The sequence below is a fragment of the Burkholderia sp. E168m23 genome (assembly GCF_016586125.1).
In the GTDB taxonomy this organism is placed as follows: Bacteria; Pseudomonadota; Gammaproteobacteria; order Burkholderiales; family Burkholderiaceae; genus Burkholderia; species Burkholderia orbicola.
The window spans coordinates 1-3,639 of the sequence record NZ_BCPP01000747.1 but is presented as its reverse complement, the minus strand read 5'-3'; the positions used below and the strand labels follow the sequence as shown (position 1 = coordinate 3,639).

Annotated in this window: 3 protein-coding genes; 1 reads left to right on the top strand and 2 read right to left on the bottom strand. The window is 69.0% G+C overall.

What is annotated here, in order from left to right; translation table 11 throughout:
• Nucleotides 1–703, top strand: a 703-nt coding sequence (locus JMF90_RS28785; RefSeq protein ID WP_201325741.1) for an MBL fold metallo-hydrolase, incomplete at its 5' end; no start/stop codon positions are given.
• 16 nt (nt 704–719) lie between these two features.
• On the opposite strand, the gene JMF90_RS28780 is transcribed toward JMF90_RS28785, so the two are convergent.
• Together JMF90_RS28780 and JMF90_RS28775 are read right to left on the bottom strand one after the other, a co-directional pair.
• Complete coding sequence (locus JMF90_RS28780) at nt 720–2,375, bottom strand: ABC-F family ATP-binding cassette domain-containing protein (RefSeq protein WP_054928095.1); 1,656 nt, start codon at nt 2,373–2,375, stop codon at nt 720–722.
• Nucleotides 2,376–2,567: 192 nt separating this feature from the next.
• On the bottom strand, nt 2,568–3,639 hold a 1,072-nt coding region (locus tag JMF90_RS28775), incomplete at its 5' end, for an ABC transporter substrate-binding protein (protein ID WP_201325740.1).

Sequence of the window (3,639 nt, the reverse complement as noted above, 5' to 3'; positions counted from 1 at the left end):
TATGTTCGGCTGCCTGATGGCGGCCGGCAACGGATCGAACGCGGGCGGCGCGGCCGCCGCCGATCACTTCGCGCGCCACGGGCTGACCGATCCGGCCGCGCTCGACAAGCTGCGCAACCGCCGCAGCTACTACGCGGACCTCGTGCCGGCCGTGCCGCCGCGCTACCGGCGCCTGCGCGAAGGCGACGCGGTGACGATCGGCGCGCGCACGTGGCGCGTCGTCACCGGCTTCGGCCATTCGCCTGAACATTGCGCGCTCCACAGCGAAGCGGACGGCGTGCTGATTTCCGGCGACATGGTGCTGCCGCGCATCTCGACGAACGTGTCGGTGTTCGACCTCGAACCGGAAGCGAACCCGCTCGCGCTGTACCTCGAATCGCTCGGCCGCTACGAGACGATGGCGCCCGACACGCTCGTGCTGCCGTCGCACGGCAAGCCGTTCCGCGGCGTGCGCACACGCATCGCGCAACTGCGCGAACACCACGATGCGCGCCTGGCCGAGGTGCGCGTCGCGTGTGCGGAGCAGTCGATGAGCGCGGCCGATATCGTGCCGATCATGTTCCGCCGCCGCGAGCTCGATATCCACCAGATGACGTTCGCGCTCGGCGAGGCGCTTGCGCACCTGAACCTGCTGTGGCTCGCGGGCGAACTCGTGCGCGAGCAGGGCGACGACGGGGTGCTGCGGTTCCGTACCGCGGGCTGAGCGTTCTTCGTAGCGCTTACGCGACGGGTTCGTAACGCCATCCGTCGCGATGCCACTGCATCGTGTGCGTTGGTTCGAGCGCCGCGAGAAACGCGGCGTCGTGCGACGCGACCACGATCGCGCCGGGGAAGCCGGCCAGCGCCGCTTCGATCGCCCGCACCGATTCGAGATCGAGGTGATTGGTCGGCTCGTCGAGCAGCAGCAGTTGCGCGGGCGTGCCGCGCCACAACGCGCACGCGAGCGCGGCCTTCAGCCGTTCGCCGCCGCTCAGTTGCCGCGCGGGTTGCGTCGCACGCGTCGCGTCGAGTTGCAGCAGCGCGAGACGGCTGCGCAGATCACCTTCGGCAAGGGGCGTATCGAGCAGGCCCAGTTGCTCGACGATCGAGCGCTCGGCGTCGAGCAGCGCGAGCCGCTGGTCGAGATACGCGGCGCTCACGTGCGTCGTGCAGGTACCCGAACGCGGCGCGAGCTCGCCCGCGAGCATTCTCAGCAACGTCGACTTGCCGCAGCCGTTCGGGCCTGTCAGCGCGATGCGCACGGCGCCGCTTGCGGACCACGTGATCGCGTCGGCGTCGCCCGCCACCCGCCACGGCAGTTGCGCGCGTTCGAGCGTGAACAGCTGGCGGCGCGCGCTGACCTCGGTGCCCGGCAGCGATACCAGCACCGGTGCGTCGGCTTCGACGCGCGCGGCCGCTTCCTGCACGCGCGCGTCGAGCGTCGCCTTGAAGTCGCTCTGATGACGCCGGACGGTCCCCATGATCGCGCGCGCGGCGCCCTTGCGGCTCTGACGCGCCATCGACGACAGGTTGGCCGTCTTCGCGTCGCGCAGCGACGCGGCCGCGTGACGCTGGGTCGTGTCGTGTTCCTGTTCGAGCCTGCGCCGTACGCGCCCGCGCTCGGTGCGCGCATGGTCGAGCGCCGCGTGCGCGGCGTCCTGTTCCGCGTCGCGCTGCGCGCGATAGAGCGCATAGTTGCCGCCATATGAACGCGCGCCGTGCGGCGTCAGCTCGACGATGCGTTGCACGCCGGCGAGCAGCGCACGGTCGTGGCTGACGATGACGACGCCGCCGCGCCAGCCGTCGAGCGCCGTGCGCAGCCACGCGCGGCCCGGTGCATCGAGATGGTTGGTCGGTTCGTCGAGTACGAGCAGGCCGGCGCCGGACAGCAGCGCGCCGATCAGCGCCACGCGTGCGACCTGGCCGCCGCTTAGCGCGTGCGCGGGCGTGTCGGCGTGGACGTCGTGCAGGCCGGCCGCGTCGAGTGCCATGCGCAGGCGTTCCGCGAGATCCCAGCGATCGCCGATCAGGTCGAAGTCGTTCGGTGTTGCGTGGCCGTCCGCGAGACGCGCGAGCGCGCTGAGCGGTGCATCGAGCGCGGCGATCTGCGCGACGGTCCGCGGGGCCGCCGCCGCCGTGTCGTCGCGGTCATGATCATGCTGCTGTGCGACGTAGACGACGTGCGCATGCCGCTCGATCGTTCCCGCGCTGGGTGTACGGCAACCGGCGATCAGTTGCGCGAGCAGGCTCTTGCCGACGCCGTTGCGGCCGACGATGCCGGTGGGCGTGCGATCGATGGACAGGTCGAGCGAATCGAACAGCGTGATGCCGTCGTCGAAGCGGAAGGAAACGTGATGAAGCGCGACGAGCGCGCCGGTGGGCGTGGCAGCAGCCATGAGCACCTCCAAAAATGCGTGAAGACCTTCGCGCGCGGCGTGCGTGGCACGGGCGGCGAAAACATTTCGGGAAGGCTTAGTGGTTCACTTTGGCTGGCGTCCGGTATGAGGAACAGGCGCGCAGTGTAGCAAGCGCGGCGCGCGGGCCGCAAGCGAGCGGCGTGCACGCCGTCGCTTGCGCGCCACGCACGGTTACTGCATGGCGACCGTCGTGAAGTTCTGCCGTCCGAACGGACTCACGTGATAGCCGCTCACGTTCGTGCGCGTCAACGCGGCCGCGGTCGGGTAGCCGAGCGGGATCCACAGCGCCTGGTCGTGGATGATCTTCTGCGCGCTTTCATAGAGCTTCGCGCGCTTGGCTTGGTCGGCGGTCGACTTGCCGTCGGCGATCAGCTTGTCGAGCTGCGCATCGCAGAAGCGCGCGAAGTTGATGCCCGACTTCACCGCATTACAGCTGAACAGCGGCGACAGGTAGTTGTCCGGATCGCCGTTGTCGCCGGCCCAGCCCATGAACAGCATGTCATGCTGGCCGAGCTTCGCCTGCTTGATCAGCTCGCCCCATTCGATCACCTTCACCTCGGCCTTCACGCCGATCTTCGCGAGGTCGGCCTGCAGCAGTTCCGCGCCGACCTTCGGGTTCGGGTTCAGCACGCTGCCGGTCGGGCGCGTCCAGATGGTGGTCGAGAAGCCGTTCGGGAAGCCTGCCTGCGCGAGCAACTGCTTCGCCTTCGCGGGATCGTACGCATACGGCGCGACGTCCTTCGCATAGCTCCACGTATTCGGCGGATACGGGTTGTTCGCGGCCGTCGCGGTGTTGTCGAACACGACCTTCAGGTAGGTCGCGCGGTCGAACGCGAGGTTCAGCGCCTCGCGCACCTTGTCGTTGTCGAGCGGCTTCTTCTGCGTGTTCAGCGCGACGAACGCGGTCATGAACGCGGGCGTTTGCACGACCTTCAGCGCGCTTTCGCCTTTCGCGGCGAGCACGTCCTGCGGCTTCGGCGACAGCGCGATCTGGCATTCGCCGGCCTTCACCTTCTGCAGGCGCACCGACGGGTCGGGCGTGATCGCGTAGATCAGCCGGTCGACCTTCGGCTTCGCGCCCCAGTACGTCGGATTCGCGTCGTAGCGGATCAGCGCGTCCTTCGTGTAGCTCTTCAGCACGAACGGGCCGGTGCCGACCGGCTTCGCGTTCAGGTCGGCCTGCTTGCCGGCCTTCAGCAGCTGGTCCGCGTATTCGGCCGAGTAGATCGACGCGAAGCCCATC